The 25874-nt window shown below is 64.9% G+C and carries 22 protein-coding genes and 2 tRNA genes; 18 read left to right on the top strand and 6 right to left on the bottom strand.

The features are described from left to right. Window positions 1-37 precede the first annotated feature (37 nt). Entirely contained in the window at window positions 38-1789 is a 1752-nt protein-coding gene (locus tag CTA01S_RS05575) for an alpha-amylase family glycosyl hydrolase (RefSeq protein WP_157451303.1), read from the top strand. Between the two features lie 95 nt (window positions 1790-1884). Continuing rightward, the gene (locus CTA01S_RS05580) at window positions 1885-3816 is read left to right on the top strand and encodes a glucokinase (RefSeq protein ID WP_371326081.1); all 1932 of its coding nucleotides are present in this window, start codon (window positions 1885-1887) and stop codon (window positions 3814-3816) included. Between the two features lie 10 nt (window positions 3817-3826). Here CTA01S_RS05580 and CTA01S_RS05585 read toward each other — a convergent pair whose 3' ends face one another. Further along, entirely contained in the window at window positions 3827-6088 is a 2262-nt protein-coding gene (locus CTA01S_RS05585) for an arginine/lysine/ornithine decarboxylase (protein ID WP_019559430.1), read from the bottom strand. Window positions 6089-6274: 186 nt separating this feature from the next. Between CTA01S_RS05585 and CTA01S_RS05590 the strand changes: the two genes are divergently transcribed. The 3 genes from CTA01S_RS05590 to CTA01S_RS05600 all read left to right on the top strand — a co-directional run bounded on the left by CTA01S_RS05590 (window position 6275) and on the right by CTA01S_RS05600 (window position 7831). After that, window positions 6275-6703 carry an NfeD family protein gene (locus tag CTA01S_RS05590; RefSeq protein WP_062193054.1) on the top strand — a complete coding sequence of 143 codons (429 nt, stop codon included), beginning with the start codon at window positions 6275-6277 and terminating at the stop codon, window positions 6701-6703. 25 nt (window positions 6704-6728) lie between these two features. Further along, the gene (locus CTA01S_RS05595; protein WP_019559428.1) at window positions 6729-7649 is read left to right on the top strand and encodes an SPFH domain-containing protein; all 921 of its coding nucleotides are present in this window, start codon (window positions 6729-6731) and stop codon (window positions 7647-7649) included. Window positions 7650-7740: 91 nt separating this feature from the next. After that, window positions 7741-7831: transfer RNA gene (locus CTA01S_RS05600), tRNA-Ser, on the top strand. A 222-nt stretch (window positions 7832-8053) separates the two neighbouring features. Here the strand turns inward: CTA01S_RS05600 and CTA01S_RS05605 are convergent. The 3 genes from CTA01S_RS05605 to CTA01S_RS05615 all read right to left on the bottom strand — a co-directional run bounded on the left by CTA01S_RS05605 (window position 8054) and on the right by CTA01S_RS05615 (window position 11369). Beyond that, the gene (locus tag CTA01S_RS05605) at window positions 8054-9235 is read right to left on the bottom strand and encodes a branched-chain amino acid ABC transporter substrate-binding protein (RefSeq protein ID WP_033370852.1); all 1182 of its coding nucleotides are present in this window, start codon (window positions 9233-9235) and stop codon (window positions 8054-8056) included. A 206-nt stretch (window positions 9236-9441) separates the two neighbouring features. Next, window positions 9442-9894 (bottom strand): DNA polymerase III subunit chi, encoded by a 453-nt coding sequence (locus CTA01S_RS05610; RefSeq protein ID WP_062193057.1) that lies wholly within the window; start codon window positions 9892-9894, stop codon window positions 9442-9444. A 14-nt stretch (window positions 9895-9908) separates the two neighbouring features. After that, window positions 9909-11369: a leucyl aminopeptidase gene (locus CTA01S_RS05615; protein ID WP_062193061.1), complete on the bottom strand. Its 1461-nt coding sequence runs from the start codon at window positions 11367-11369 to the stop codon at window positions 9909-9911. 26 nt (window positions 11370-11395) lie between these two features. Here CTA01S_RS05615 and lptF point away from each other — a divergent pair, with 26 nt between their 5' ends. From lptF to CTA01S_RS05640, 5 genes are read left to right on the top strand one after another with little or no spacing between them, the layout of a single operon-like run. Further along, on the top strand, window positions 11396-12505 hold the full coding sequence (gene lptF, locus CTA01S_RS05620) for an LPS export ABC transporter permease LptF (protein WP_019559424.1): 1110 nt from the start codon (window positions 11396-11398) through the stop codon (window positions 12503-12505). Then, window positions 12502-13614 carry an LPS export ABC transporter permease LptG gene (gene lptG, locus CTA01S_RS05625; protein WP_062193063.1) on the top strand — a complete coding sequence of 371 codons (1113 nt, stop codon included), beginning with the start codon at window positions 12502-12504 and terminating at the stop codon, window positions 13612-13614. Before lptF ends, lptG begins: the two co-directional genes overlap by 4 nt. Window positions 13615-13624: 10 nt before the next feature. Continuing rightward, entirely contained in the window at window positions 13625-13999 is a 375-nt protein-coding gene (locus CTA01S_RS05630; RefSeq protein ID WP_062193066.1) for a sirohydrochlorin chelatase, read from the top strand. Window positions 14000-14059: 60 nt separating this feature from the next. Beyond that, a complete protein-coding gene (locus tag CTA01S_RS05635; protein WP_019559421.1) occupies window positions 14060-15016 on the top strand; it encodes a CysB family HTH-type transcriptional regulator in 957 nt (318 codons plus the stop codon). Window positions 15017-15024: 8 nt separating this feature from the next. Continuing rightward, a complete protein-coding gene (locus tag CTA01S_RS05640; protein ID WP_019559420.1) occupies window positions 15025-16191 on the top strand; it encodes a pyridoxal phosphate-dependent aminotransferase in 1167 nt (388 codons plus the stop codon). Between the two features lie 32 nt (window positions 16192-16223). Here CTA01S_RS05640 and CTA01S_RS05645 read toward each other — a convergent pair whose 3' ends face one another. Beyond that, the gene (locus tag CTA01S_RS05645; protein ID WP_156824504.1) at window positions 16224-18299 is read right to left on the bottom strand and encodes a type IV pilus assembly protein FimV; all 2076 of its coding nucleotides are present in this window, start codon (window positions 18297-18299) and stop codon (window positions 16224-16226) included. A 213-nt stretch (window positions 18300-18512) separates the two neighbouring features. On the opposite strand from CTA01S_RS05645, the gene CTA01S_RS05650 reads away from it, so the two are divergent. Together CTA01S_RS05650 and CTA01S_RS05655 are read left to right on the top strand one after the other, a co-directional pair. After that, the gene (locus CTA01S_RS05650) at window positions 18513-19292 is read left to right on the top strand and encodes an oxepin-CoA hydrolase, alternative type (protein WP_019559418.1); all 780 of its coding nucleotides are present in this window, start codon (window positions 18513-18515) and stop codon (window positions 19290-19292) included. Between the two features lie 30 nt (window positions 19293-19322). Beyond that, window positions 19323-20039, top strand: coding sequence for a histidine phosphatase family protein (locus CTA01S_RS05655; RefSeq protein WP_026329933.1), 717 nt, complete (start codon window positions 19323-19325; stop codon window positions 20037-20039). On the opposite strand, the gene CTA01S_RS05660 is transcribed toward CTA01S_RS05655, so the two are convergent. Beyond that, window positions 20027-20806, bottom strand: coding sequence for a class II aldolase/adducin family protein (locus tag CTA01S_RS05660; RefSeq protein WP_062193072.1), 780 nt, complete (start codon window positions 20804-20806; stop codon window positions 20027-20029). The genes CTA01S_RS05655 and CTA01S_RS05660 overlap by 13 nt on opposite strands. Window positions 20807-20898: 92 nt before the next feature. Between CTA01S_RS05660 and CTA01S_RS05665 the strand changes: the two genes are divergently transcribed. From CTA01S_RS05665 to CTA01S_RS05690, 6 genes are all read left to right on the top strand, one after another. Next, complete coding sequence (locus CTA01S_RS05665; RefSeq protein WP_019559415.1) at window positions 20899-21606, top strand: Crp/Fnr family transcriptional regulator; 708 nt, start codon at window positions 20899-20901, stop codon at window positions 21604-21606. Between the two features lie 58 nt (window positions 21607-21664). Continuing rightward, window positions 21665-22741 (top strand): phosphotransferase family protein, encoded by a 1077-nt coding sequence (locus tag CTA01S_RS05670; RefSeq protein ID WP_019559414.1) that lies wholly within the window; start codon window positions 21665-21667, stop codon window positions 22739-22741. 27 nt (window positions 22742-22768) lie between these two features. Next, window positions 22769-23986 carry an acyl-CoA dehydrogenase family protein gene (locus CTA01S_RS05675; protein ID WP_019559413.1) on the top strand — a complete coding sequence of 406 codons (1218 nt, stop codon included), beginning with the start codon at window positions 22769-22771 and terminating at the stop codon, window positions 23984-23986. 139 nt (window positions 23987-24125) lie between these two features. Further along, on the top strand, window positions 24126-24818 hold the full coding sequence (locus tag CTA01S_RS05680; protein ID WP_019559412.1) for a glutathione S-transferase N-terminal domain-containing protein: 693 nt from the start codon (window positions 24126-24128) through the stop codon (window positions 24816-24818). Between the two features lie 53 nt (window positions 24819-24871). Continuing rightward, window positions 24872-25285: a VOC family protein gene (locus tag CTA01S_RS05685; protein ID WP_019559411.1), complete on the top strand. Its 414-nt coding sequence runs from the start codon at window positions 24872-24874 to the stop codon at window positions 25283-25285. Between the two features lie 33 nt (window positions 25286-25318). Then, window positions 25319-25395: transfer RNA gene (locus tag CTA01S_RS05690), tRNA-Arg, on the top strand. Window positions 25396-25874 lie beyond the last annotated feature (479 nt).

The following is a 25874-nucleotide window of genomic DNA, read 5'->3' on the forward strand; positions in this document are numbered from 1 at the left end:
GCCGCCGCAGCGGCGCGGGCCTGTCTTGCCTGCTGCCATGAAACCGCTGCTTCCGGCCTTGCTGTTCGCCTCCATGCTGCTTGCTTGTGGAACGGCCAACCACACGCCTGCATCCGTGTCTGCCCAGGTATCGGCCCCCGCACCTGCGCCGGCCGCCCCACCCGCCGAAGGCGCGCAAACCGTCCCGCACGCCGTGCCCGGCCGCTTTGCCGACAACCCCATCGTCTATTTCGTCATCACCGACCGCTTCTTCAACGGCAACCCAGCCAATGACCACAGCTATGGGCGCCAGCGAGAAGCCCAGCCCAAGGACGACGTCGCCACTTTCCACGGCGGCGATCTCAAAGGTTTGACGATCAAACTCCAAGAAGGCTATTTCAAGGCGCTCGGAGTCAATGCCCTATGGATCACCGCCCCGTATGAGCAGATCCGCGGCTGGGTGGTCGGTGGCGACAAAGAATTCAAGCATTACGCCTACCACGGCTATTACGCGCTGGACTACACCGTGCTCGACGGCAACATGGGCACCGCAGACGAACTGCGCGAGATGGTCGACACGGCACATGCGCAGGGCATCCGCGTGCTGTTCGACGTGGTGCTCAACCATCCCGGCTACCTGGACCTGCGTACGGCCGCCGAGCTGGTGCCACAGGTTCTGTGGCCTGGTCACGAGCAAGCCACCCTGCGCAACTACCACAGCTTCATCGATTACAACAGCTTCGCATTCGGCCTCTGGTGGGGGCGGGACTGGGTGCGCGCCGGACTGCCCGGCTACCTCGACGGCGGACGGGACGACCGCACGATGCAACTGGCCTACCTGCCCGACTTCCGCACCGAAAGCCCACAAGCCGTCAAGCTGCCCACCTTCCTGCGCCACAAGCCAGACACGCGTGCTCGGGACCTGCCCAACACCACGGTGCGCGGCTATCTCATCCGTTGGTTGACCGACTGGGTGCGCGAATACGGCATCGACGGCTTTCGAGCCGACACGGTCAAGCATGTCGAGCCCGAGGCCTGGGCAGAACTCAAGCGCGAAGCCACCCAGGCCTTGGCCGAATGGAAGGCCAAGAACCCCGACAAGAAGATCGACGACGAGCCCTTCTGGATGGTGGGCGAATACTGGGGCCACGGGCCCGAGCGCAGTGCATTGCACGACGCTGGCTTCGATGCGATGATCGATTTCAACTTCCAGCAGCAGGGGCACCGCTTCAGCGCGCCCGAACCCCTCTTTGCGCAGTACGCACGCGTCTATGCCGGACGGCCCGGGTTCAGCAATCTTGCTTACATCTCCTCGCACGACACCGAACTCTTCAGCCGCAAGCGTCTGTTCGAGGCTGGCACCGCGCTGATGCTGGTGCCCGGCGGCGTGCAGATCTTCTACGGCGACGAGACCGGGCGACCGGAGGGATACCGCCCACGTACCGACCCGCAACAAGCCACCCGTTCCTTCATGAACTGGGACCGCATCGACGCAGCGCTGCTGGAGCATTGGCGCAAGCTGGGTACGTTCCGCGCCCGTCATGTGGCGATCGCCCGCGGCATGCATGAGCAACTGCAGGCCGAGCCTTATGTCTTCAGCCGCATCGACCGCACCAGCGGGGACCGCGTCGTGGTGGCCCTGACCGCCCCCGGGCCGGTCAGCCTGCCGGTGGGACAGGTCTTCCGCGAAGGTGAGCGCCTGCGCGACGCCTACACCGGCCAGTCGGTGGCCGTCCGCAACGGGCAGGTGAGCCTGGCGGCCGGCCGGGTCGTGCTGCTGGAGCGCGATCCGGCCGCAGCCGGGCGTTGAGCGAGGCCCCAGCATGAAACGTCGTCGCCCACCACCAGCCCGGCCGAACGCCCGGCGCCCAATCTTGGGTACAGTGCGCATGGAGAATGAAAGCCATGCCCTCGTCCCCATCTCATGCCGCCGGTTCGGTCCTGACCACGCCCATGCTCGTGGCTGCGGGAGCCCCTGACATGCCGGGCTTCACCCCGCCCTACCCCGATCCGCGCCTGCTGGCCGACATCGGCGCCACCTATGCGCGCTTCTGCCTGGAGCAGCAGCCCGGCCGCTTCGACTATGTCACGGTGCTGCCTTGCGCAGACTACCCGGGCTTCGTCGAGGTGGTGCAAGCCTACCTGGACAGCCTGCCCGCCGGCCTGAAGCCCCGCCATGCGGCCGTGGCCATCGCCAACCCGATCGAAGGGGATTGGGTGCGCATGACCAACCGGGACTGGGCCTTCTCGATCGCCGGGGCGCAGCGCGCGCTGGGCTTGTCGACCCTGCTGGTGGTGAACAATTTCACCGCACTGGCCATGTCCTTGCCGCGCCTGGGGGAGCAAGGACGCGCCCAGGTCGGCGGTGGCGAACCCCAGGCCAATGGCGTGATCGGCCTGCTTGGCCCTGGCACTGGTCTGGGCGTCTCCGGATTGGTGCCCGTGGGCGACCGCTGGGCCACGCTGGCCACCGAAGGCGGCCACGTGAGCTTTTCGCCAGCCGACGAGCGTGAGCTCAAGGTGCTGCAATATGCCTGGAGGTCGCTGACGCACGTCTCGGCGGAACGGCTCGTCTCGGGGCCGGGCATCGAGATCATCTACCAAGCCCTCACCGAGGGCCGCAGCGACCTGCCGGCCCGTTTGAGCACCACAGACATCGTCCGGCGCGCGATCCAAAACCTGTGCCCGTGGTGCGTCGAGACCGTGGAGACCTTCTGCAACATGCTGGGGACGGTGGCCTCGAACCTGGCCCTCACCCTGGGGGCCACGGGCGGCATCTACATCGGCGGGGGCATCGTGCCGCGGCTGGGCGAGTTCTTCCTTCGTTCAGGCTTCCGACAGCGCTTCGAAGCCAAGGGGCGCTTCTCGGCTTACGTGGCCCGCATCCCCACCTATGTGCTCACGGCCGAGAACCCGGCGTTCCATGGCGTGTCCTCGCTGCTGGCCGAGCATGTGCCTGCCCACGAAGGCGGCAACCCGCTGATGGAGCGAGTGCGCGCGGCCCGACCGAGCCTGACGCCGGCCGAGCGCCGAGTGGCCGACTTCGTGCTGGACAATCCGCGCACCGTACTGAACGACCCCATCGCCGTGATTGCTCAAATGGCCGAGGTCAGCCAGCCCACGGTGATCCGCTTCTGCCGCTCGCTGGGTTTTCAGGGCTTGGCCGACTTCAAACTCAAGCTCGCCTCCGGCCTGACCGGCAACATCCCCGTGCAGCGCACCCAGGTGCGCCGGCAGGATGCCACTCCTGATCTATGCGCCAAGGTGCTGGACAACACCATCTCGGCCATCGTGCAGTTCCGCGAGTCCCTCAATGTCGAAGCGGTGGACCAGGCCATCGAGCTGCTGCGCCAAGCCAAGCGCGTGGAGTTCTATGCGATGGGCAACTCGGCCGTGGTGGCATTGGACGCTCAGCACAAGCTCTTTCGCTTCCGCATCCCTTCCGTGGCGCACACCGATGCCTCGATGCAGTCCATGGCCGCCGAGCTGCTGGGGCCGCAGGACGTGGCAGTGTTCATCTCCAGCTCGGGCCAGCCCCCCGAGCTGGTACGGGCAGCCACCTTGGCGCGCGACCGCGGAGCGGCGGTGCTGGCCATCACCGCCAGCAAGTCACCGCTGGCCAAAAAAGCCACGGTCTGCATTCCGGTGGACCACAACGAGGACAGCGCCACCTTCCTGGCGATGATCTCGCGCATCCTGCACCTGCTGGTGGTGGACATGGTCGCCGTGGGCGTGGCCGTGCGCCGCGACACGGGCAGCAGCGTGCCCAGGGCCGCGCAAGCCGGCAGTCCCGGCACCGACCATCCGCCCGGCATGCTCATCTCTCACGTCCTTTGACGCTGAGGGTTCAGCGCACACAATCGACGTAATAGCGCCGAACGCCGTTGCCGTCTTCCTCCTCGACCAACCCGTGCACGTCGGTGTCGAAGCCCGGGAAGGCCGCATTGAACTCACGCGTGAATCGCAAGTAATCACAAATCTTGCGGTTGAAACGCTCCCCCGGAATGAGCAGAGGAATGCCCGGCGGATACGGCGTGAGCAAGGATGTCGTGATACGGCCTTCGAGCTTGTCGATCTCCACACGCTCGGTTTCGCGGTGGGCGATGCGCGCATAGGCATCACTGGGCTTCATCGCCGGTTGCAGATCGGACAAATACATCTCGGTGGTCAGGCGCGCGATGTCACGCTTGGCATACATCTCGTGGATGCCTTGACAGAGATCGCGCAGTCCCATGCGCTCATAGCGAGGATGTTGGGCGCAGAACTCCGGCAGGATGCGCCACATGGGTTGGTTTTTGTCGTAATCGTCCTTGAACTGCTGCAAGGCGGTCAACAACGTGTTCCAGCGGCCCTTGGTGATGCCGATCGTGAACATGATGAAGAAGGAGTACAGCCCCGTCTTTTCGACCACCACACCATGTTCGGCCAAATACTTGGTCACGATCGAAGCCGGGATGCCGGTCCTGGCGAACTTGCCGTTCAGATCCAAGCCCGGCGTGACGATGGTGGCCTTGATCGGATCGAGCATGTTGAAGCCTTCGGCCAACTTGCCGAAACCGTGCCACTTGGCCGAGCCCTTGATCATCCAGTCCTCGCGCCGGCCAATGCCAGACTCGGCCAGCTTCTCCGGCCCCCACACCTTGAACCACCAGTCCGAGCCGAACTCTTTCTCCACCTTGCGCATGGCCCGACGGAAGTCCAGCGCCTCCAGGATGCTCTCGGCCACCAGGGCCGTGCCGCCAGGAGGTTCCATCATCGCCGCGGCCACGTCGCACGAGGCAATGATCGCGTACTGCGGCGAGGTCGAGCTGTGCATCAGATAGGCTTCGTTGAACAGCGCGCGGTCGAGTTTGCGGGTCTGCGAATCCTGCACGAGGATCTGTGAGGCCTGCGACAGACCGGCCAACAATTTGTGCGTGGACTGGGTGGCAAACACCAGAGATTCCTTCGTGCGGGCCCGATGCTTGCCCATGGCGTGCATGCCCGAATAGAAGTCGTGGAAGGCCGCATGCGGCAGCCACGCTTCGTCGAAGTGCAGCGTATCGATGTAGCCATCGAGCATCGATTTGATGATCTCGGTGTTGTAGAGCACGCCGTCATAGGTGCTTTGCGTGATCGTCAACACGCGCGGCTTGACCTTCTTTGGATCGACCCCCTTGAGCAACGGGTTGGCGGCGATCTTTTTCTGGATGGCCTCGGGCGTGAACTCGCTTTGCGGAATGGGCCCGATGATGCCGTAATGGTTGCGCGTGGGCGTCAGGAACACCGGCACAGCCCCAGTCATCGTGATGGCGTGCAGGATGGACTTGTGGCAGTTGCGGTCCACCACCACCACATCGCCTGGCGCCACCGTGTGGTGCCACACCATCTTGTTGGAGGTGGAGGTGCCATTGGTCACGAAGAAGCAATGGTCGGCATTGAAGATGCGCGCCGCATTGCGCTCCGAAGCAGCCACCGGCCCCGTGTGATCGAGCAGCTGCCCCAGCTCCTCCACGGCGTTGCATACATCGGCGCGCAGCATGTTCTCGCCGAAGAACTGATGGAACATCTGTCCGATCGGGCTTTTCAAGAAGGCCACCCCGCCAGAATGCCCCGGGCAATGCCATGAATAAGAGCCGTCCTGGGCATAGCCCACCAGAGCACGGAAAAACGGCGGCGCCAGCGAATCGAGGTAACTCTTGGCCTCGCGGATGATGTGGCGCGCCACGAACTCCGGGGTGTCCTCGAACATGTGGATGAAACCATGCAATTCCTTGAGCACATCGTTGGGAATGTGCTGCGAGGTGCGCGTCTCGCCGTACAGGTAGATGGGAATCTCGGCGTTCTTGAAGCGGATCTCGCTGACGAAGGCGCGCAGGTTCTTCAGGGCCGCGTCCACCTCCTCGCTCGACCCGGAGCCAAACTCCTCGTCATCGATCGACAGGATGAAGGCACTGGCGCGGCTTTGCTGCTGCGCAAACTGAGACAAGTCACCGTAACTGGTGACGCCCAGCACCTCGAAGCCTTCCTTGACGATCGCATCGGCCAAGGCCCGAATGCCCAGACCCGAGGCGTTCTCCGAGCGGAAATCCTCGTCGATGATCACGATGGGAAAGTGAAAGCGCAGCATGGCAGCCCCCCCCCAGGGCGCAAATCGGAAACGGAAAGCGCGAAGTGTAGGGCCTTCGCCTGACCCTGGACCAGCGGGCTGGCATGCTGTCCTGTCATTGCCACACCCCCACGACGGGGAGGCCACCATCGGCAGTCGAGCTCGTACACTGCCAGCGCGTGTCATCCAAGCCAAAGGACATCTGCCATGGGATTTCAAGACGCCACCTGGTGGTGGTTGCTGGCCGGACTGGCCGTCGTCTTCGAACTGCTGACCGGAACGTTTTATCTGCTGATGATGGCCCTGGGGTTGGCCGCTGGGGCCGTGGCCGCTCACGCCGGCCTGGGCTGGAGCGGCCAGCTCGTGGCTGCAGCCGTCGTCGGCGGTGGCGCCGTGGCCCTGTGGCGCGGGCTGCGCGGCCGCCATCCACGGCGCAACGCCCAAGCCGAGCCTGAGCATCACCTGCTGGACATCGGCGAGCGCGTCAGCATTGAGCAATGGCGGCCGGATCAGACGGCCCGAGTGCATTACCGCGGCACCCTCTGGACGGCTCGCTACGCCGGCACTGGCACGCCCGAACCTGGCATCTACACCATCCGCGCCGTCGAGGGCCATCACTTGCTCGTCGACCGCTGAATCCAACGACAGCTCTGGAGGAACCATGGAAATCGTCGCCATCGTCTTGCTGTTCATCGCGGTGATCTTCATCGCCCAATCGATCAAAGTCGTGCCCCAGCAGCACGCCTGGGTGGTCGAGCGTCTGGGGCGCTTTCATGCCGTGCTCAGCCCAGGCCTGAACATCCTCGTCCCCTTCATCGACCGCGTGGCCTACAAGCATTCGCTCAAAGAAATCCCGCTGGATGTGCCAAGCCAGGTGTGCATCACCAAGGACAACACCCAGCTGGCCGTCGACGGCATCCTGTACTTTCAGGTCACCGACCCGATGCGTGCCAGCTACGGCTCGTCGAACTACATCATCGCCATCACTCAGCTGGCCCAGACCACGCTGCGTTCGGTGATCGGCAAGATGGAACTGGACAAGACGTTCGAAGAACGCGAGGCGATCAACGTCGCCGTGGTCAATGCCTTGGACGAGGCTGCACTGAACTGGGGCGTGAAGGTGCTGCGCTATGAGATCAAGGACCTGACGCCGCCCAACGAGATCCTGCGCGCCATGCAGGCTCAGATCACGGCCGAGCGCGAGAAACGTGCCCTGATCGCTGCCTCCGAAGGGCGCAAGCAGGAACAGATCAACATCGCCGAAGGCGAGCGTCAGGCCTTCATTCACAAGTCCGAAGGCCAGCGGCAAGCCGAAATCAACATCGCCCAAGGGCAGGCAGCGGCCATCGTCGCCGTGGCCGAAGCCACGGCCGAGGCGATCCGCAAGATCGCTGCAGCCATCCAACAACCCGGCGGCGCCGAGGCCGTCAACCTGAAGGTCGCAGAGAAGGCCGTGGAGGCCTACGCCCAGCTGGCCCAGAAGAACAACACGATGATCGTGCCTGGCAACATGAGCGAAGTCTCGGCCTTGATCGGCACGGCCATGACGCTCATGAAGAGCACGGCCAACGCCAACCGCTGACCCGGCCGCAGCCAGCCCGGCAGGCCAACGCAAGTCGGATCAAACTTGCTACAATGTCGGGCTTCGGCCGTTGGGCCGCCACGAACAGCCCGGAGAGGTGGATGAGTGGTTTAAGTCGCACGCCTGGAAAGCGTGTGTGGGTGAATAGCCCACCGCGGGTTCGAATCCCGCCCTCTCCGCCAGAACCCCGCATGTAGCCTTTGCTCTGCGGGGTTTTGCGTTTCATGGGCCCGTCGATCGCAGCACTGCTGCTCCCATGGCGGCAGAAGTCGGCCTTGCCGCCAGGCGCCCCAGCCCAAGCAAAACGGCGAGGGAAGGACAAGAACAATGAATGGAGGGGGCAAGAAAAAAGAAGGGGGCGTCCTGCTGGACGCCCCCCGTTTAGAGGATCGGCGGCTCAGAGATCAGCGAATCACGGCCAACTGCTCGCGCTGACCGCCCTTGTAGGTGTACAGAGTCAGAGCACCGTTCTTGATGTCGCCCTTTTCGTCGAAGGTGATGGTGCCGGTCACGCCCTTGTACTCGATCTTGGCCAACTCAGGCAGGTACTTGGCCGGATCGGTCGAGTCGGCCTTCTTCATGGCCTCGACCATGACCATGGTGGCGTCGTACACGTACGGAGCGTAGATCTGCACGTCCACACCAAACTTCTGCTTGAATTTCTCCTTGAACGCATCGAGACCGGCCTTCTGCTCGCCTTCGACACCACCGGCCTCGGCGCAGTAGACCTGCTCATCGGCCATGCTGCCGGCAGCCAGCTTGGGCAGTTCGCCCGTGCAGATGCCGTCACCGCCCATGAACTTGGCGTTGATGCCCAGCGACTTCATCTGGCGCAGCATCGGGCCGGCCACGGCGTCCATGCCACCGTAGAAGACGATGTCGGGGTTCTTGCCCTTGATGGTGGTCAAGATGGCGGTGAAGTCCGTGGCCTTGTCATGGGTGAACTCGCGTGCCACGACGTTGCCGCCGGCTTCCTTGACCCCCTTCTCGAACTCGTCGGCCACGCCCTGGCCGTACGCGGTACGGTCATCGATCACCGCGATGGACTTGCCTTTCAGGGTATTGACGGCATAACGGCCCAGCGTACCACCCAGGTGAACGTCGTCAGCCACGACACGGAAGGTGGTCTTGAAGCCCTGGCGGGTGTAACGGGGGTTGGTGGCCGAGGGCGAGATTTGGGGAATGCCCGCGTCGCTGTAGATCTTCGAGGCGGGAATGGTGGTGCCGGAGTTGAGGTGGCCGATCACGCCCTTGACGCCCGAGTCGACGAGCTTCTGGGCGGCTGCCGTGCCCTGCTTGGGGTCGGCGGCATCGTCTTCGGCCAGCAGCTCGAACTTGATCTTCTTGCCGCCGATGACCAGCCCTTGGGCGTTGAGTTCGTCGATCGCCAGACGCGCGCCCAACTCGTTGTCCTTGCCCAAGTGCGCGATCGCACCGCTGGTCGGGCCCACATGGCCCAAGCGAACCACCTCCTCACTGACGGGAGCCGCCGCGGGCGCAGCCGCTGCAGGCGCCTCCTCCTTCTTCCCACATGCGGCCAGGCCAGCCAAGGCAACCGCTGTTGCCAAGAGAGTCAGCTTCTTCATAGATGTCCTTGAAAAATGAGCTGTGAACTTGAGTCGGGCGCGACCTCAGCGCGCCTGAGGTTGAAAACAAGCAATGTATAACAGTTTGCGCTGAAATCGCCTTGGCATTGCCCCTGATTGCTGTTGCGTCTGCGTCACGCTTCGAAACGACGCCTGGCGCGTCATGATGGTGTGCGGTCGATCCGGGGCATGAACCGGCGTGGCGATCAGGGCTGCTTGGCGCGTTGGCCCGCGTCGATGGACTCGACGGCGTGCCCACACGACCGGTAGTGCATCCAGCGCCGTCGGGCATCCAGGCGATCCCTCTCCTCAAGGCCGACCAGCTCGATCAAGCGCGCGAAGGTATCGTAGGCGGCCGGCACCCCACCGCCCAGGTTCACCAACACCTCACGGTGAGGCACATCGCTGGGATTGGGCGCCAGCCACACGGGGGTGTGAGCGGCCAGCCGTCGGCCCACCGGCCCCTCGGGCAAGGGCCATCGAACATGGGGGAGGAATTCGACCGAGTCGAACACCCACAAGGCCCGGTCGAGCTCGGCCACCTCGGCCTCGCGCCCCGCCACGGCGACACGGACCCCGGAACGGATGGCCTTGCGCAGCAGCCGACAGGCATAAGCCAGCTTGTCGGACAGGTTGAAATGAAAGGCGATGTCCGTCACGGCACCCGCGGCGCTCAGCGCGCCTGGTTCAGCAGATATCGCGTCAGCAAAGCCACCGGGCGGCCCGTGGCCCCTTTGGCCGCTCCGCTCTTCCAGGCCGTGCCGGCAATGTCCAAATGGGCCCACCGGTACTTCCCGGCAAAGCGCCGCAGAAACATGGCCGCCGTGATCGCCCCGCCGGCCCGACCGCCGACATTGGCCATGTCGGCGAAGTTGCTCTTGAGGGCCTCGTCGTATTCCTCGTCCAGCGGCATGCGCCAGCAGGTGTCCAAAGCCTCTCGACCGGCCGTCTGCAAGGCCTCGGCCAATGCATCGTCGGCCGTGAACAGGCCGCTGTGGTGGTGCCCCAAGGCAATCACGCAAGCACCGGTGAGGGTGGCGATGTCCACCACCGAGGCCGGCTTGAAGCGCTCCGCGTAGGTCAGCGCATCACACAGGATGAGGCGGCCTTCCGCATCGGTGTTGAGGATCTCGATCGTCTGGCCCGACAGGCTGGTGACCACGTCACCGGGCTTGACCGAGCGGCCGTCGGGCATGTTTTCGCAGGCCGGAATCAGCCCCACGACATTGACTCGAGGCTTGAGCTCGGCCAGAGCGCGCATGGTGCCCAGCACGCTGGCTGCGCCACTCATGTCGAACTTCATTTCGTCCATCTCGGCGGCAGGCTTGATCGAGATGCCCCCGGTATCGAAGGTGATGCCCTTGCCCACCAGCACATGGGGGGGCTCGCCCCGACGCCCCCCGTCGTAACGCATCACGATGAACCGCAAGGGCTGCTCCGAGCCTTGGGCCACGGCCAAGAAAGCCCCCATGCCCAGCTTTTCGACCGCCTTGCGGTCGAGCACCTCGACCTTCAGTCCGTGGGCCTGGCCCAAGCGACGCGCCTCGTCGGCCAGATGGGTCGGCGTGCAGTGATTGCCGGGTCGGTTGGCCCATTCGCGCGCCACGGCCACCCCCAGGCCAATGGCACGGGCCTGCGCCAAATCGTGCTGCACGGCCTTGAGCCCGTCCTTGCCCACCAGCAGGCTCACCTTGGACACCGCAGGCGCCGGGGGAGCGCTGGGTTTGGTATGACGATAGACGTAGACGGCCTCCTCCAGCGCGCTGACCAAGGCGTGTGCGTGTGCGCACGACCAGCTCGCCTGAGGCGGCAGGGTCACCGCCAGGTGACGCGCTGCGCTGTGCTTGAGCGCTGGCATCGCTGCGCTCAGCGCGTGGCGATACGCCTTGGCCGAGCCATCGGCAGCCACCGTGAACACCAGACGGGGCGCACGCAGTCCGGCTGGGCGGTGCAGGTAGAGGCTACGGCCTGCCTTGAGGGCGAGATCTTGGGTTTTCAAAGCATCGGCCAGCAGACCGGCCAGTGGGGTGGGCAAGTCCTGCGACGACAAGGCCGCGTTCAAGACGACCACCATGGCGTCGCAAGGGGTTTCAGCCCACAGGGCCGGTGAGGAGGGAAGCGCTCGAAAGTCCATAATGCGACCATTCATTCGGTGCGCCGATGTTATTCGATTCCTCCGTCCGTAAAGAGCTGAGCCGCAGTTTTGGCGCGACCCTGGTGGTGCTGCTGACCATCGTGCTGACGATGATGTTGATCCGCACCCTCGGTCAAGCGGCCAGTGGCGCCGTCTCCCCGCAACACGTGGTGCTGCTGCTGGGCTACACGGTGTTGGGCTACCTGCCTTCGATCCTCGCGCTGTCGCTGTTCGTCGCCACGGTGAGCACGCTGTCACGCATGTACCGAGACAGTGAAATGGCCGTGTGGTTCGCCAGTGGGGTGCCGCTGAGCCGCTTCACCCGACCGGTGTTGAGACTGGCCGCCCCGGTGCTGGCCGTCATCGCCGTGCTGGCGCTGCTGGTATGGCCCTGGGCCAACCAGAGCATCTCGGAGCTGCGCGCACTTTATGAACGTCGCTCGGATCTGTCCCGGGTCGCCCCAGGGCAGTTCCAGAGCTCCAGCGATGGTCGACGGGTGTTTTTCATCGAACGCAACACGGACGAAGGTCGTGTCGGACGCAACGTGTTCGTCCTGACGCGCGATGAAGGCCGCGAGACCGTGACCACCGCCAGCCAGGGGCGCATCGAGCTCGACGGCGAGGATCGCTATCTCGTGCTGGAGGCCGGACAGCAAACCGACCACGACCTGCGCACCGGCAAGCGTCGGGTCGCGCAATTCGAAACCTATCGCATCCTGGTAGACGACAAAGTCCGTCCGCAAGAACCGGTGCTGGCGCCGCGAGCACGCTCGAGCCTGTCACTGTGGTTGGACCCGCAGCCGCGCCATCTCGGCGAGCTGACCTGGCGCTTGGGTTTGCCGCTGACGGCCTTCAATCTGATCCTGCTGGGCGTGGGCCTGTCGGCCACCTCGCCTCGCCGAGGAACGAGCTGGAATCTGATGTTCGCGTTGTTGACGTTCGTCGTGTATTACAACTTGCTCAACCTCACGCAGGCATGGGTGTCCATCGGTCGTTTGAGCCCGATGGCCGCGCTGCTGGCCGTGCATGGCAGCGCGGCCGTGTTGGCGCTGGCCCTGTTGCGCTGGCGCGAGCATGGGTGGCGCGGTTTGCTGCCCGGGCTGCGTCCAGCCGCTGCATCGGAGGGCCGGGCATGAAGACCGTGCGCCGCCTGCTCTACAAGGACATCCTGACATCGATTGCCTTCGTCGCGGTGGCCTTCCTCGCACTGTTTTATTTCATCGACGTGGTCGATGAACTGGAGCGGGTGGGCCGCGGAGGCTACCGACTGCACCAGGCCCTGTGGTACTGCGCCCTGCTCTTGCCCGGCCACCTTTATGTGCTGATGCCGATTGCGGTGCTGATTGGCACCATCTATTCGATGGCCCGCATGGCACAGTCCTCGGAATACACCATCTTGCGCGTCAGCGGCCTCGGCCCACGACGTGCGCTGAGCCTTTTGCTGGGGCTCGGGCTGATGTTCGCCGCCCTGACCTTCGTGCTGGGGGATTACCTCGCCCCTTACAGCGACCGCCAAGCGCATGCAGTGCGGACGATGGCGCGCGGACAAACGGTGTACGGCCAAGCCGGCACATGGTTGAAGGACCGGCTGCTCACCCCCGAGGGTGAACGCAGCTACTCGGTGCAAGTCACCGCCGCGGGCCCCGATGGGCGCCTCAGGCAGGTGCGGCTGTACGAATTCGACACCCGGGGACGCCTGGTGGGGCAATTGCAGGCCGCGTCGGCCACCGTCGATGACGAAGGGGTCTGGACGATGTCCGACGTGCAACGCAGCCGCTGGCAGCCCGAGCCCGATTCGTGGGATTTGCAGGTCATCGAGGAGCGGCTCGACCGGCTTCAGTGGCGCAGCACACTCACGCGCAATGTGGTGGTGGCCGCCGTGCGGCCGCCCAGCGAAATGTCGGCGTTGGACCTGTTTCGCTACATGACCCACCTGACCGACAACGAGCAAGCCGCGCAACGCTACGAAATCCAGTTCTGGAAGAAAGTGCTCTACCCCTTGGCCTGCCTGGTGATGGTGATGCTGGCCCTGCCCTTTGCCTATCTGCACAGCCGCGCCGGCGGTATCAGCCTCAAGGTGTTCGGCGGCATCATGCTGGGGATCAGTTTCGTCCTGCTCAATAACGTCTTCACCCACATCGGGTTGCTGCAAGACTGGACGCCATGGCTGGCGGCGGCCACCCCCAGTGCGGTGTACTTCTTGTTGTCGCTGCTGGCCTTCAACTGGCTGGTGCGCTATCGATGAACGATCGACCATGACCCGGCCCGGCATTGTGTTACTGGCTCATGGCGCACGCGACCCGGCTTGGGCTCGCCCGTTCGAGGCCGTGCGTGCGCGCTTGGCCGAGCTGCAGCCGCAAGCCGCCGTGGCCTTGGCTTACCTCGAGTTCATGAGCCCCGACCTGCTTCAAGCCGGTCAGGCGCTGGCAGCCCAGGGATGCACCGCGGTGCGCGTGGTGCCGCTGTTCCTTGGCACGGGAGGCCATGTCCGCAAAGACCTGCCGCAGCTCATCGAGCAATTGCGCCAGCGCCATCCAGACGTGCGATGGGTCCTTGCGCCGGCCATCGGTGAGCACCCGGCCATGGTCGAGACGATGGCTCGCGTGGCAGCCGAATCCTCCGAGCCCTGAGCTCGGCGAGCTTCATTCTTCAATGTCATAATTCGAGCTTCCCAAATACGGTCTCGAAATATGAACTTGCACCAGTTCCGCTTCGTCCAGGAAGCCGTTCGGCGCAATCTCAATCTCACCGAGACCGCCAAGGCGCTTTACACCTCCCAACCCGGCGTGTCCAAGGCCATTCTCGAACTGGAGGAGGAGCTCGGTGTGGACATTTTTGCCCGGCACGGCAAGCGTCTGAAACGCATCACCGAGCCGGGGCAGGCCGTGCTGAAATCCATCGAGATCATCATGCGCGAGGTCGGCAACCTCAAGCGCATCGGTGAGGAGTTCTCCAAGCAAGACGCCGGGACCCTGTCGATTGCCACCACCCACACCCAGGCGCGCTACGTCCTGCCCACGCCGGTGGCCCAGTTGCGCAAACGCTTTCCCAAGGTCAGCGTCAGCTTGCACCAAGGCACGCCGGAACAGGTGGCACAGATGCTGCTCGAGGAAACCGCCGAAGTGGGGCTGGCCACCGAATCGTTGGCCAACTTCGAGGATCTGGTGACCCTGCCCTGCTATGAATGGACGCACGTGGTGGTATTGCCATCGCAGCACCGGCTGGCCGCTTCGCAGCGGCTGTCGCTCGACGACTTGGCCAGCGAGCCGCTGATTTCCTATCACCCATCCTTCACCGGACGCACCAAGATCGACCAGGCCTTCGCGCAGCGCCGGCTCAAGCCCAATATCGTGCTGGAAGCGATCGACTCCGACGTGATCAAAACCTACGTCCGCCTGGGACTGGGCGTGGGTATCGTGGCCGAGATGGCCGTGCGTGACGACCCGACGTTCAACAGCCCGGGGGGCGATTTGGTGTGGCGCCCAGCAGGCCATCTCTTTGGACACAACCTCGCCCGTATCGCCTTCAAGCGCGGGGCCTACCTGCGCAACTTCGTCTATGCCTTTGCCGAGCTGATCTCCGAGCGCCTGAACCGCAACCTCATCATGCGGGCCATGGGCGGCGAGTCCAGTTCGTACGAGCTTTGAACCCGCCCATGAACGCCATTGCCCAACTCACGAGTCGGCTGCCCAAAGTCGGCACCACCATTTTCACCGTGATGTCGGCCCTCGCTCAGGAGCATGGTGCCGTCAATCTCGGCCAAGGTTTCCCCGATTTTGATTGCGACCCACGGCTGCTCGATGCGGTCAATGCCGCCATGCGTGCCGGCCACAACCAGTATCCGCCGATGGCTGGGGTGCCTGCGCTGCGCGAGGCCATCGCCACCAAGATCCAGACCCTCTACGGTCGCACGTACGATCCGGGCAGCGAAATCACCGTGACGGCCGGCGCCACGCAGGCCATCCTGACGGCCATCCTGGCCGTGGTACATCCGGGCGACGAAGTGATCGTGCTCGAACCCTGTTATGACAGCTACGAGCCCAACATCGAGCTGGCCGGCGGCAAAGCCGTCTTCGTCCCCTTGGGTCGCTGCGGGCAGGTCGGCGATTTCCGACCCGACATCGAGCGCATCGCCGCAGCCATCACGCCACGCACACGCGCGCTCATCCTCAACACCCCCCACAATCCCAGCGCCACGGTCTGGGCGGCCGAGGACATGCAGGCGCTGGCCGAGCTGCTGCGCCCAACCCCGATCGTGGTCATCAGCGACGAGGTTTACGAGCACATGGTGTTCGACGGGCGGCAACACGAAAGCGTCGCGCGCCACCCGGGCCTGGCCGAGCGCAGCTTCATCGTCTCCAGCTTCGGCAAGACCTACCATGTGACCGGCTGGAAGGTGGGTTACGTGGTCGCCCCAGCGCCTTTGATGGCCGAGTTCCGCAAAGTGCATCAGTTCAACGTGTTCACCGTGAACACCCCGATGCAGCACGCGCTGGCCGCCTACATGGCCGACCCCGCCCCCTACCTCGAACTGCCCGCGTTCTACCAGCGCAAGCGCGATCTGTTCCGCGATGGGCTGGCTGGAACCCGCCTGCGGTTGTTGCCCTCCGAGGGCAGCTATTTCCAATGCGTGGACTACAGCGCCGTCAGTGACCTCGCGGAGCCCGCCTTTTGTCGCTGGCTCACCACCGAGGTGGGCGTGGCGGCGATCCCGCTGTCGGTGTTCTACCATGATGGCACGGACCGCAAGCTCGCACGCTTTTGCTTTGCCAAGCGCGACGACACGCTGCAACAAGCCCTGGAGCGGCTGGCCAAGCTGTGAACACCAAAGAGCCGCGGCGCCTGCCGCGCGGCTCAGCCGGAACGCCCCCGGTCCTCAGGATCGGGCGCTGGAACGTCGATGGGCTCGAACTCGATGAGCCGTGAATCGGCCGGGGCGTCCGTCTCCTGGCCCCTGTCTGCGCTCGCTGGCGCCGCCGCCTCTGCAAGGTCCAGATGCAGGTCGACGGCCGCCTCCTGCGCGGCCTGGGCAGGTGAGCGGCCCCCCGTGTGTCCGTTGGCGCTGGGCTCCAATCGGCTCCCGTAGGGCTCTTGCGGCTCATCCAGAGGCAGCAGCACGTCCACGAGCTCTCCGGTGGACTCGAGTTGCACACGCTCGCGTGCGATGCCGTAGAGCATCAACAACTCGCGGTACGCCGGCAAATCGAAGCCTTTCGAACCCGCGTCGCCTCGAAGCAAGGAGGCCTGCAAAACCTCGATCGCCCTGACCGGCGTTTCCCACAGGGCTTGCAGCCGGTCGATCACCGTCGGGTACTCTTCCAGCGAGCGCCCCGCCCCCAAGCCCTCCTCCCAAGCAGGGGCGTAGGCATTGAACCGTCGGTTGAACTCCTCGCGAACCTCGTCATAGGCCTGGCGCTCACCGCGACGCTTGTAGATTTCCAGCAGCTTCATGTAAGGCATGGGACTGGGATCGCGGTGCTCGCGCAGGTGGCCGCGCAGCAACTCGATGGCCGACTCGTCCTGGCCAAGGACGATGAAAAACTCGGCCTGCTGCTCCAGGTCGATGAGTTCTTCCACCGCCACTTTCCCTGGGTCGGCATCCCCATGCACGGACGGCGGCACCGGTGCCGTCGCCACCGCCGCGGCCGCCGGCTCACGCACGACCGCCTGTGGCGACGCAGGCCCCGACGGCTCGGCAACCACCAAGGGCGGGCTCGTGATCGCCTGCGACGGTGTGGCCCCAGGAGGCGCCTCCCCGACGGCCGCCGTCGCGCGGCTGGACGGCTCACCGAGCGCTGCACCAACCGACGCACCGCCCCCCGGATCGGCCTGCAGGCTGCCCAAGGCCGAAGGGCGCCACCAAGCGCCAGGAGCTGGGCTGCGTCGTCGCGCCATCCACACCATCCCTGCGGCCAGCGCCACGCACAACACCAGCAAGGCATACACCAGAGGGTTGGCATACCGCTCGGCCTGCGCTTGCCGCAGGCTGGCTTGCAAGCCCTCCAGCGCCTGCCGTGTGGCCGCAGATTCCTGGCGCAAGGCCTCCAGACTCTGCTCCAGCTGGCGCAGCCGCTGCGCTTCCTGCGCAGCCTGCTCCGGCGTGGTGCTCAGCGCCCGCCACAATGCAGCGGCGGCTTGCCGGTCTTCGTCGCGGACCGCATCGGCCTGACCCAAGACGGTCGACAGCTGCAACTTGGGCGTGCTGAACAGCTCGGCATCGATCGGGTCCAGCCTGAGTCGCGGCTGTTCGACCGCAGCGCCCCGCGCTGGAGCCGACCGCGCGGCCGACCGCGGGGCTGGCGCGGTCACCGCAGGCGCACTTCGGGAGCGCGAGGCTCCGCGCGCGTCTGCCCGATCGCGAGACCTGCGCCCTTGCGGTCTGGCATCGGCCGCAGCGGAAGACTGCGCCGACATCCTGCCGACCGAAGACGGCGCGGCGGCCGCCGGCGGCGCTGCCGTCGCCGGCCCCGTCGATGGGCGAGTGACCGCCGGTGCCGCAGCGGCCTGGGGTGAGGACTGCACGGCCGGAGGATCGGCGAAAACCACGAACTGCCGAGACAACCTGGTCTTACAGCCCACCGTGATGTCCACGGTGACGATGGGCTCGCTGACCGGCGATTGCGTGCTCACTCGCACGATGCGGCGCGAAGGCGAGCCGACTGCATCCTTTGCCGAGTCCCATTGCGTGCGCACCTGGCTGCCACCCAGACGCACCTCCCCAAACGACACCTCGGCGCGCAGACAATCGGCTTCGGCCACCTCCTCGGGTTCGATACGCACCTCGGCCGTGAAATCGAGCGCTTGCCCCAGCACCACCTGGTGGCTGGCTTGCCCGAAGCCCAGGGCGTGAACACCGCCGTGCGTGGCCAGCAGGGCCAAGCACCAGGCATACCAAAAGGGGCGTCGGTGACGGATGGAGCGATCGTGCATGCGGCGGTCATCACGCAAGTGCACAAACTCTAGCATGCCGGCCATGGCCATCGACATTGGCCGTGCGCCGCTGCCCACCGGTGCTTGCCGTGGTTGGCCTGACGTGGATCGCTCTCCAACGGCTTGCCTGGGCCCGCAAGCCGCCCAGACGCTGCATGACAGGCTCGTGCACAATGAATCCCACCGATCTACAGACGCAGTGCGAGACCGCCCATGGCCAGCGAACTTCTCACCGAACGCATCGACCGCACCTTGGTGCTCACCCTCAGCGACCCGCAGACACGCAATGCGCTGTCGGAGGAAATCACCGCCGCTGGCGTCGAGGCTCTGAACGTGGCCGAGTCGTCCGACGAGGTGCGTAACGTCGTGATCACCGGTGCAGCCGGGACGTTCTGCGCCGGGGGCAATCTGCAACAGTTGCAGCGCAATGCCCAGCTCGGCCCCGAGGTTCAGACCGCGCGACTCGAACGGTTTCATCGCTGGATCGAGGCGATCCGCACGTTTCCCAAACCGGTGATCGCCGCCGTCGAAGGCGTGGCCGCCGGCGGCGGATGCTCCCTGGCCTTGGCCTGCGACCTGATCGTCGCCTCACGCGAGGCCCGCTTCACCTTGGCCTACAACCGCATCGGCCTCTCGCCGGACGGCGGAGCAACCTGGCACTTGATGCAAATGCTGCCGCGGCCCATGGTCACCGAGCTGCTGTGGCTGTGTGAGCCGGTGACGGCCGAACGCCTGCATGGCCTGGGCCTTGTCAACCGGGTGACAGACAAGGGCCGCGCATTGTCCGAAGCTCTGGCCCTGGCAGGACGCCTGGCCGAGATGGCGCCCAATGCACTGGCCAGCAGCAAGGAACTGCTGAACCTCTGGCCCTCACGCACCCTGCCCCAGCAACTCGACGCCGAACGGGACAACTTTGTCGACAACCTGCTGCACCCCAACGCCCGAGAGGGCATTGCCGCCTTCTTCGACAAGCGCCCTGCGCGCTTCGGCTGAGCCGTGCGCATGGACGGTCTGGAGCCGGCCATGACGTCGCGCCTGCCCCGCCGCAGGCGCCTGTATCTCATGCGCCATGGGTCGGTCGACTACTTCCTGCCCGACGGCACCCCGGTGCCGCCAGACACCGTGGCGCTCAATGCCGCAGGCCGTATGCAGGCCGATGCGGCCGGCACGCTGTTTGGCCAAACCGGCGTGCGCTTCGATCGCGTCTGGGCCAGCGGGTTGCCGCGCACCGTGGAGACGGCCGAGCGTGTCCTGCGAGCAGGCGGACAGCAGCTGCCCATCGCCATCGACGAGGCGTTGCAAGAGATCCGCCCAGGCCGCTTGGCCGACATCCCGCGCGAGCGCGTGCGCGACGCCTTCCTGGGCGCCTTTCAAGGCGTGACCGACGAGTCCGCACGCTTTCTCGGTGGCGAGTCGGTCGGCGAAATGCTCGACCGCATCCTGCCCGCCTTCCAGGCCATCCTGGACGACCCAAGCTGGGACCAAGCTCTGTTGGTCTTGCACGGTGCCGTCAACCGCGGGCTGCTGTCGTATGCCCTGGCGGGGCGACGCTGCTTTCTGGGCCGCCTGGAGCAAGCCCCGGCCTGCATCAATATCCTGGACGTGGGGGAAGACGACCTGGTCGTGCGCGCCATCAATTTGGCCCCCACGCGCTGGCTGCACGCAGACGAGCGACTGACCACGATGGAAAAGCTGCTTGCTCAGTACCTGCGTCTGGACGCCGACGCTCAGCGCGCATAACCGGGGTTGCGCCGATCCAGCCGCCGCAACAAGCCGGGCCAAGCCAGCGCCCCGGCGCCCTGCCCCCGCGTGACTTGCCGCGCTTGCTGCGCCGACGTGCGAATGATCTGCGGATCGACCGTCACCAATTCGCCCCCACCGGCCAGTGCACGAACCTGGATCGTGCACACCGTCTCGAACAGGTACATCGCCAAGAACGCGTCGGCCACCGTCGGCCCGACCGTCAAGAGGCCGTGGTTGCGCAGCATCAAATAGGTGTTGTCGCCCAGGTCCCGCACGAGCCTCGGCTTTTCCTCCTCGCGCAAGGCCACGCCCTCGTAGTCGTGATAGCCCAAACTGCCGAGCACGAAGATCGACTGTTGCGACAGCGGCAATATCCCCTGCTTCTGAGCGGAGACGGCAATCCCGTTGAGGGAATGGGTATGCAGCACACAATGCGCGTCATGGCGGGCCGCGTGAATGGCACTGTGGATGGTGAAACCTGCCGGGTTGATCTCGAACGGCGTGTCATCGAGTTTGCGACCAGACAGATCGACCCGCACCAGGCTGGATGCCGTGATCTCCTCGAACAGCAAGCCATAAGGGTTGATCAGGAACTGATCGTCGGCTCCCGGCACGCGCGCCGTGATATGAGTAAAGACGAGATCGTCCCAGCCGAACAGGGCCACCAGGCGGTAGGCCGCAGCCAGGTCCACGCGGGTGCGCCACTCGGCTTCACTCACGCGATCCCTGAGCGAGGGCAGGTCGTCGATCGATGGGGTCTTCATGGGGCTTTCAACCATGGTTTGTCTCCTCGGGCATCGGTGCATGGACAATAGGGGCAGCATCGACCGCCGTTCTGTCACGTCAGCGACAAAACATGCACAGCCCCATTCTTACAATCGCCGAACGCAACACCATCGAGTCCGGCCCTTGGTTCTCCAAGCTTTCTCCCGCTCTGCGCCAGGCCATCTTGTCCCGCGCCTCGGTGCGCCGCTTGAGCGATGGGACCTTGCTGTCCTCACGCGGCGAACCGGCCAGCGAATGGATTGGCGTGGCCAAGGGAGCGGTGCGCGTGAGTTCGGTATCGCTGTCGGGCAAGCAGGTCACCCTCACCTATGTGGAGCCCGGTGTATGGTTCGGCGACATCGCGCTCTTCGATGGACTGCCACGCACGCACGATGCCCACGCGCATGGCGACACGACCTTGCTCGTGGTGCGCAAGCCCGACTTCAAGGAACTGCTGTCGCAGCATGTGGAGTTGTACGACGCCTTGCTGCGACTGAACTGTCGGCGCCTGCGCCTGATGTTCAATATCGTCGAAGACCTCAACACCCTGCCGCTGGCCGCGCGTCTGGCCAAGCAGCTCCTGCTGCTGGTGCGCACCTATGGCGTCCCCCAGGGCGAGCACGAGATTCGCATCGGCTTGCAGCTCGCCCAAGAGGATCTGGCCCAACTGCTTGGTGCCTCGCGGCAACGGGTCAACCAAGAGCTCAAAGCCCTGGAACGCGAGGGCGCCGTTCGCATCGAGCCCACGCGATTGATCGTGCTGTCGCGCGAAAAGCTGATGGCCATCGCCGAACGCTAGCAGCCGGCCGAGCCCCATCTGGCGGCCGGCTCGAATCGGACCTCGACAGGAACGCCTGATGGAAGCCAACACCGGAACCCGACCCGTGGCCGAGCAGCATCGTTTCGACGTCGCTGCCCTCGAAGCCTACCTCCGCGCCCATCTGCCAGACTTTTCCGGCCCCCTGAGCGTCGAGCAGTTCAAGGGGGGGCAGTCGAACCCCACCTACAAACTCACCACGCCCACGCGCCACTATGTCATGCGCGCCAAACCGGGGCCGGTGGCCAAATTGCTGCCCTCGGCCCATGCGATCGAACGCGAGTTCACCGTGATGCGCGCCTTGTATGGCACCGACGTGCCCGTGGCACGCATGCACGTGCTGTGCGACGATGAATCCGTCATCGGCCGGGCCTTCTACATCATGGAGTACGTGGAAGGCCGTGTCTTCTGGGACCAATCGCTGCCGGCGCTGTCCGCTGCCGAACGGGGGGCCATCTACGATGAGATGAACCGCGTGATCGCCGCGCTGCACTGCGTGGACTTTCAACGGCTCGGCTTGGCCGATTACGGCAAGCCCGGCAACTACTTCGAGCGTCAGATCGCTCGCTGGACCAAGCAATATCAAGCCTCCATCACCGAGCCGATCGAGGCGATGGACCGGCTCATCGAATGGCTGCCGGCCCATATCCCGCACAGCGCCCGCGACGACGCCCAGATGTCGATCGTGCACGGCGACTACCGCCTGGACAACCTCATCTTCCATCCCAGCGAGCCCCGCGTGCTGGCCGTGCTGGACTGGGAGCTGTCCACCATCGGCCATCCGCTGGCCGATTTCAGTTACCACTGCATGTCCTGGCACATCCCGCCGGGGGCGTTTCGAGGCATCGGCGGCCTGGATCTGGCGGCCTTGGGCCTGCCCAGCGAAAAAGACTACGTGCGCCGCTACTGCGAGCGTACCGGCCGCACCGACCCCGACGCCGTGATGGCCGACTGGAACTTCTACCTGGCCTACAACCTGTTCCGCATCGCCGCCATCCTGCAAGGCATCGCCAAGCGGGTGGTCGATGGCACGGCTTCGAGCGCGCAAGCCCGGCAGGCCGCCGCGGGCGCTCGCCCCTTGGCCGAAATGGGCTGGCGCTTCGCCATGCGCGGCTGAGCATCGACATCCACCGACGGAGACACCATGGACTTCGCATACACCCCCAAAACCCAGGCCCTGCGCGAGAAGCTGCTGGCCTTCATGGATGAACACATCTACCCTGCCGAGGCTCGCTACGACGAGGAGTTGGCTGCCAACACTGCTGCCGGCAAGCGCTGGACGCCCCTGCAGCTCATCGAAGAACTCAAAGTCAAAGCACGTGCGGCCGGTCTGTGGAATCTGTTCCTGCCGGAAAGCGAATACGGCGCCGGCCTGCTCAACCAGGAATACGCGCCGCTGGCAGAAATCATGGGGCGCGTGCCTTGGGCCAGCGAGGTCTTCAACTGCTCGGCCCCCGATACCGGCAACATGGAAACCCTGGTGCGTTACGGCACGCCCGAGCAGAAGAAGCAATGGCTCGAACCGCTGCTGGAGGGCAAGATTCGCAGCGCATTTGCCATGACCGAACCCGCGGTCGCCTCCTCCGACGCCACCAACATCGAATCGCGCATCGAGCGCCAAGGAGATGAATACGTCATCAATGGCCGCAAGTGGTGGACCTCGGGCGCCGGTGATCCGCGTTGCAAGCTCTACATCTTCATGGGCAAAACCGACCCGACGGCCCCCAAGCACAACCAGCAGTCGATGATCTTGGTGCCGGCCGACACCCCGGGCATCAAGGTGCTCAGGCCCTTGCATGTGATGGGTTACGACGACGCTCCCCATGGCCACATGGAGGTGCTGTTCGAAAACGTGCGTGTACCTGCCAGCAACATCCTGCTCGGCGAGGGTCGAGGCTTCGAGATCGCACAAGGACGCCTGGGCCCTGGACGCATTCACCACTGCATGCGCCTCATCGGCCTGGCCGAGCGTGCGCTGGAACTGATGTGCAAGCGCGCCTCCACGCGCGTGGCCTTCGGCAAGACGATCGCCCAACAGACCGTCACCCAGGAGCGCATCGCCGAGGCCCGGTGCATGATCGAACAAGCCCGGCTACTGACCATGAAAGCCGCCTGGATGATGGATGTGGCTGGCAACAAGACCGCCAAGCTGGAAATCGCCATGATCAAGGTCGTCGCGCCCAGCATGGCCTGCAAGGTCATCGACTGGGCCATGCAGGTGCACGGTGGGGCAGGCATGTGCCAAGACTTTCCGCTGGCCAACTTCTATGCCCATGCCCGCACGCTGCGCTTTGCCGATGGCCCGGACGAGGTCCATCGCAACGCCATCGCCAAGTGGGAGCTCGGTCGGCACGCGGCGTGACCCCTCTGAGCATGCCCCTGCCAGTGACGCCCGCCCGAGTGCGGGCGTTTTTCTGGGCACGCCGTCACACGACATGCCCAGATCGGCTAGATTGGCAGCTCTTGCACGAGCAACCCATGTCGCCGACGGAGGTCTGTCCATGATCGAGGTGTATTCCTGGGCCACGCCCAACGGACACAAAGTTCACATCATGCTCGAAGAGTGTGGGCTGCCCTACAAAGTCGTGCCCATCGACATCGGCGCTGGCGATCAGTTCAAGCCCGAATTCCTGGCCATCAGCCCCAACAACAAAATCCCGGCGATCATCGACCCCGACGGCCCCGACGGGCGGCCCATCTCGCTGTTCGAATCCGGCGCCATCCTGCTGTACCTGGCAGGCAAGACCGGACGCTTCCTGCCCGCCGACACGCGGGGCAAATACGAAGTCCTGCAGTGGCTCATGTTCCAAATGGGCGGGGTGGGTCCGATGCTGGGGCAGGCTCATCATTTCCGCCTCTATGCGCCGCAGAGAATCGACTACGCCATCGAACGCTACACCAACGAAGCCCGGCGTCTGTACGCCGTCATGGACAAGCGCTTGGCCAACAGCCGCTACATCGGCGGGCCCGAGTACAGCATTGCCGACATCGCCATTTTTCCTTGGCTGCGTTCGTGGAAAAACCAAGGCATTGACTGGAACGACTATCCCCACCTGAAAGGCTGGTTCGACGAGATCGCCGCTCGACCGGCCGTGCAGCGCGGCGTGGAAGTGCTGGCCGAGCGGCGCAAGCCCATCACCGACGACAAAGCCCGCGAAGTGCTGTTTGGTGCCGAGCAATACCGCCGTCATTGATCCATCGAGAGCCGTCCCTGCGTGACGCCCCTGCCCTCCTGACCCTCCTGGCCATGCGCAGCCTCTTCCATCTTGCCTACCACGTACACGACCTCGACGCCGCACGGCGCTTTTACGCCGGGGTGCTGGGATGCCGGGAAGGCCGCAGCACCGACACCTGGGTCGATTTCGACTTTTTCGGCCACCAGATCTCGCTGCATCTGGGCAAGCCCTTTACCACCACCAACACTGGCCGTGTCGGCTCGCATCTGGTGCCCATGCCACACCTGGGCGTGGTCTTGGAGCTGCCCGACTGGCAAGCCTTGGCCGAGCGCCTGCGCGCTGCCGGCGTCGAATTCGTGCTCGAACCCCAAGTGCGGTTCGAAGGCGAACCCGGCGAGCAATGGACCATGTTCTTTCGCGACCCTTCCGGCAACCCGATCGAGATCAAGGGCTTCCGCTCACTCGACACCGTTTACGACCACTGACGCACCTTGCGCGCCACGTAGAATCCCAAGCATCTGCCCGTAGCTCAACTGGATAGAGCAGCTGCCTTCTAAGCAGCAGGTCGGGGGTTCGAGTCCCTCCGGGCAGGCCAGATCACATCCGCCTGGCCGTTGCCTCCAAGGCCGACGGTGATCCACAGATCCTGTGGATAGCTCTGTGAAAACGCCGGGGATGCCTTGCGACAGCCCCGTATCCATCGGCCCTCTGGCTGGGCTGCACAAATTTTCAGCAACCAGCCCACCGCACCACGTCCACGGTCCACACTCCGCCCAGACGAAGGGGGCCGAGCCCTCCAACACCGCAGCACACCGGCGCGGCACGGGTCGTGCCGCATCGCACACCAGCCAACTCGATCGCAGGTGCGACGTCGGGGTGCGGTGGTGTGGCCAACGAACGGCGGCCTGGCAGCCGCGCTGCCGGCGCCAGATCAAGGGAAATGTCAGGAGGGGGATGCGCGGATCCAAAGACGTGCGGCCGATGCCATCGATCCCATCGGCCGCCCCACCGAGCCTACGAACCGCTGGGCATCGAGCGTCAAGGCGGCCAAGCGCCGCCAAGGACCCACCGAGA

The sequence above is a fragment of the Caldimonas taiwanensis NBRC 104434 genome, assembly GCF_001592165.1.
GTDB classification, from domain to species: domain Bacteria; phylum Pseudomonadota; class Gammaproteobacteria; order Burkholderiales; family Burkholderiaceae_C; genus Caldimonas; species Caldimonas manganoxidans.

Excerpts from the sequence above, each read along its gene's own strand:
- CTA01S_RS05685 (WP_019559411.1), top strand. The coding sequence starts at position 24,872 with ATGCGCAGCCTCTTCCATCTTGCCTACCACGTACACGACCTCGACGCC.
- CTA01S_RS05585 (WP_019559430.1), bottom strand. The coding sequence starts at position 6,088 with ATGCTGCGCTTTCACTTTCCCATCGTGATCATCGACGAGGATTTCCGC.
- CTA01S_RS05640 (WP_019559420.1), top strand. The coding sequence starts at position 15,025 with ATGAACGCCATTGCCCAACTCACGAGTCGGCTGCCCAAAGTCGGCACC.
- CTA01S_RS05645 (WP_156824504.1), bottom strand. The coding sequence starts at position 18,299 with ATGCACGATCGCTCCATCCGTCACCGACGCCCCTTTTGGTATGCCTGG.
- CTA01S_RS05590 (WP_062193054.1), top strand. The coding sequence starts at position 6,275 with ATGGGATTTCAAGACGCCACCTGGTGGTGGTTGCTGGCCGGACTGGCC.
- CTA01S_RS05660 (WP_062193072.1), bottom strand. The coding sequence starts at position 20,806 with ATGAAGACCCCATCGATCGACGACCTGCCCTCGCTCAGGGATCGCGTG.
- CTA01S_RS05605 (WP_033370852.1), bottom strand. The coding sequence starts at position 9,235 with ATGAAGAAGCTGACTCTCTTGGCAACAGCGGTTGCCTTGGCTGGCCTG.
- CTA01S_RS05575 (WP_157451303.1), top strand. The coding sequence starts at position 38 with ATGAAACCGCTGCTTCCGGCCTTGCTGTTCGCCTCCATGCTGCTTGCT.
- CTA01S_RS05630 (WP_062193066.1), top strand. The coding sequence starts at position 13,625 with ATGACCCGGCCCGGCATTGTGTTACTGGCTCATGGCGCACGCGACCCG.
- CTA01S_RS05675 (WP_019559413.1), top strand. The coding sequence starts at position 22,769 with ATGGACTTCGCATACACCCCCAAAACCCAGGCCCTGCGCGAGAAGCTG.
- CTA01S_RS05665 (WP_019559415.1), top strand. The coding sequence starts at position 20,899 with ATGCACAGCCCCATTCTTACAATCGCCGAACGCAACACCATCGAGTCC.
- CTA01S_RS05595 (WP_019559428.1), top strand. The coding sequence starts at position 6,729 with ATGGAAATCGTCGCCATCGTCTTGCTGTTCATCGCGGTGATCTTCATC.
- CTA01S_RS05635 (WP_019559421.1), top strand. The coding sequence starts at position 14,060 with ATGAACTTGCACCAGTTCCGCTTCGTCCAGGAAGCCGTTCGGCGCAAT.
- CTA01S_RS05615 (WP_062193061.1), bottom strand. The coding sequence starts at position 11,369 with ATGGACTTTCGAGCGCTTCCCTCCTCACCGGCCCTGTGGGCTGAAACC.
- CTA01S_RS05670 (WP_019559414.1), top strand. The coding sequence starts at position 21,665 with ATGGAAGCCAACACCGGAACCCGACCCGTGGCCGAGCAGCATCGTTTC.
- CTA01S_RS05655 (WP_026329933.1), top strand. The coding sequence starts at position 19,323 with ATGACGTCGCGCCTGCCCCGCCGCAGGCGCCTGTATCTCATGCGCCAT.
- lptG (WP_062193063.1), top strand. The coding sequence starts at position 12,502 with ATGAAGACCGTGCGCCGCCTGCTCTACAAGGACATCCTGACATCGATT.
- CTA01S_RS05650 (WP_019559418.1), top strand. The coding sequence starts at position 18,513 with ATGGCCAGCGAACTTCTCACCGAACGCATCGACCGCACCTTGGTGCTC.
- CTA01S_RS05680 (WP_019559412.1), top strand. The coding sequence starts at position 24,126 with ATGATCGAGGTGTATTCCTGGGCCACGCCCAACGGACACAAAGTTCAC.
- lptF (WP_019559424.1), top strand. The coding sequence starts at position 11,396 with ATGTTATTCGATTCCTCCGTCCGTAAAGAGCTGAGCCGCAGTTTTGGC.
- CTA01S_RS05580 (WP_371326081.1), top strand. The coding sequence starts at position 1,885 with ATGCCCTCGTCCCCATCTCATGCCGCCGGTTCGGTCCTGACCACGCCC.